The following is a 2523-nucleotide window of genomic DNA, read 5'->3' as shown; positions in this document are numbered from 1 at the left end:
TCGGCCGCCGCCCCCGACCACCCGAGATACCCCAGAAAGCCTGGATCAACGACCCGGCCAAGCGGCGCGAAACCGCACCACAAACCTCATAGCGTCACGACCGTCTCACTGGACTTGAAATCTTCCGACCGGGCCCGGTGACTGCCGGAGCGGCGGGCCCAACCACGGTGCACCGCTCCGGCAGTTCGGGGACTGCGCGCCGATACGCGGCGCGCACCCGGGGGGGTATCCGGCTCGGGGCGGACACCGGCAGGCCCGTTCGGTCAGGGACCGGCGGAGGGTGTCGGGGTTTGTGGCGCGTGGATCTTTCGCCGGGCGCCGCTTTGCTCGGGGGGTTGTGGCAGCAGGCCGAGGTCGGCTGCTGTGCCGGTGGCGTCCATGACGCGGGCGACGACGGGCTGGGCGGGCCCGCTCAGGTGGAAGCCGGTTCCGGCCCGGCCCGCTTCGGCCTTCGCCCACAGCAGGGCGGCGATCCCGGAGCAGTCGCAGAAGGACACCCCGCTGATGTCGATGCGCAGGAGGGCGGGGCGGTTGTCGAGGCATCTGCGGACCGCGTCGCGGATGGCGGACCCGGTTTCCAGGTCGAGTTCACCGGCCAGGCGCAGGAGGCCGTAGCGGCCGGCGAGGACCACCGTGGGGGTGTGGGGGCGGGGGGCCCGCCGAGGAGCGGGGATCATGCCCGGCCTCTGCGGGCGGGCTGCTCCAAGAGGCATCGGCTCCAATCCTCCTCAGGCCGCGGCCGATGGATTCGCCGATCCGGCGCCGCGGCCGGCGGCGGCGTTGACGCGCCGGGCTTCTTCGAGCTGATCTTCAAGGACGATGATCCGGCAGGCCGCCTCGATCGGCGTGCCCTGGTCGACGAGCTCGCGGGCACGGGCCGCGATCCGCAGCTGGTAGCGGGAGTAGCGGCGGTGCCCGCCCGCGGAGCGGAGCGGGGTGATCAGGCGGTGCTCGCCGATCGCGCGGAGGAAACCTTGGGTGGTGCCGAGCATCTCGGCGGCACGGCCCATCGTGTAGGCGGGGTAGTCGTCGTCATCGAGACGACCGAACGAATCGTCTGCTGTCACCGCACCTCACTGCGAAACAGATGGGGGAGAACCGGCTCTGGATGTACGGAGGGGCCCGGGCGCCGTGTGGCACCCGGGCCCCGAAGGAACTGCTACACCATCTACCGGCCCTGGTACTGCGCCGGCCTACTGTGTCCGCCTGCCCGACCTGAGCTCTGTCGGGGATGCGGGGATCGCGGTTGCTTGACCGGAGACCACCTCACTCACGATGTCCTGCGGTACCCGGGCTCAACACTCCACCCGGGCGATCCTGATGGCGCCAACTCCTCCGTTCATCCCTCGGGATCAACTACTTACCAAATGGGGACTACACACTGCTGAACTGCTGTTACTGCTCCACTCGGTACTGCTGATACTGCGCACTGCGTGTACCGCTCGTGGCCTGACCAAGCGCCACACTCCGGCAGCCAGCCCCGTCGCCCAACCTGCGTCCGCTCTGGCTTGGAACCCCACTGCCGAACCTCCCGATGCGCGCGCCCGCAGCCGACGCCTTCACCGAGGTACCACTCCACTGACTTCACTGCTGAGGTACTGCGAACTGCACTCACTACGGGTACTGCAACCACTGCTTTGACTGCGGTACTTCCGATGGCGGCCCCTGATCACCGCGGGCCACCCGGTCCGGTCGTCAGCCCCGTCGCCGTCCTGCAACCGCTCTGGCTTCGAAACTCCACCACCGCACCGTCCAACACACTGCAACTACGGGTACTGCGACTACTGCTGCCCGGCAGTTCGTATCTGCCAGGCCCTGCTGTCTCTCTGCATTACGAGAGAAACCATAACCACACCGACGTCCGATGTCTACTCTGACTGGCACAGATTTCTGCGTGCCGAATGAGGTAGATATTCGAAGCCCACCAGGATTGAAGAGTGGCGGTCCGGGGCACAAACGGCCCGGCAGGCACGGCTGGACGCCGGACACGACAACAGAGACCGGAGCGCGAGATGACCACGACGAGCACCGAGCGCACAGCCCTTCAGTCCCTGTCCGCCGTCGCCGAGGCACGCCACACCGCACGGACGTTCCTGGACACCCTCGTGCCGGCCGTCGACCCGGAGCACGCCGACACCGTGGTCCTGGTCGTCTCCGAACTCGTCACCAACGCCCTGCGCCACGGCGGCGGCACCCACACGCTCCGCCTGACCGCCCACCCCGGCACGATCGAGGTCGCCGTCGACGACTCCAGCCCTCGCATGCCGCGCCTGCGCACCCCCGACCTCGTCCACGGCACGGGAGGGTTCGGCTGGCACATGGTCAACGACCTCGCCCACGCCACCGTCGTCACGCCCAAGCCCGAAGGCGGCAAGACCGTCCGCGCCCTCCTCCCCCGCTAGTGCTGCACCGCGAAAGTTCGTGGAGGGGTGTTGGTCAGGTCGGCTGGTCGCCGAGGTAGAGGTAGCAGGCGCAGTCGAGGCAGTCCTCGGGACTGCCGAAGGGCAGGCCTGAGGGCAGGAA

Annotated in this window: 3 protein-coding genes; 1 reads left to right on the top strand and 2 read right to left on the bottom strand. The window is 68.7% G+C overall.

Annotated features, from left to right (window positions below):
- Window positions 1-263: 263 nt before the first annotated feature.
- Complete coding sequence (locus tag OTB19_RS42455; RefSeq protein ID WP_267804204.1) at window positions 264-713, bottom strand: STAS domain-containing protein; 450 nt, start codon at window positions 711-713, stop codon at window positions 264-266.
- A gap of 15 nt (window positions 714-728) precedes the next feature.
- Complete coding sequence (locus OTB19_RS42450; protein WP_267804203.1) at window positions 729-1067, bottom strand: MerR family transcriptional regulator; 339 nt, start codon at window positions 1065-1067, stop codon at window positions 729-731.
- A gap of 945 nt (window positions 1068-2012) precedes the next feature.
- On the opposite strand from OTB19_RS42450, the gene OTB19_RS42445 reads away from it, so the two are divergent.
- Entirely contained in the window at window positions 2013-2402 is a 390-nt protein-coding gene (locus OTB19_RS42445) for an ATP-binding protein (RefSeq protein WP_267804202.1), read from the top strand.
- The last annotated feature ends 121 nt before the right edge of the window (window positions 2403-2523 follow it).

Origin of the sequence: Streptomyces sp. H27-H5, from assembly GCF_026627505.1 — a bacterium.
Classification (GTDB): Bacteria; Actinomycetota; Actinomycetes; order Streptomycetales; family Streptomycetaceae; genus Streptomyces.
Note: the sequence above shows the minus strand (reverse complement) of the source record. Positions and strands in the feature narration are given on the sequence as shown.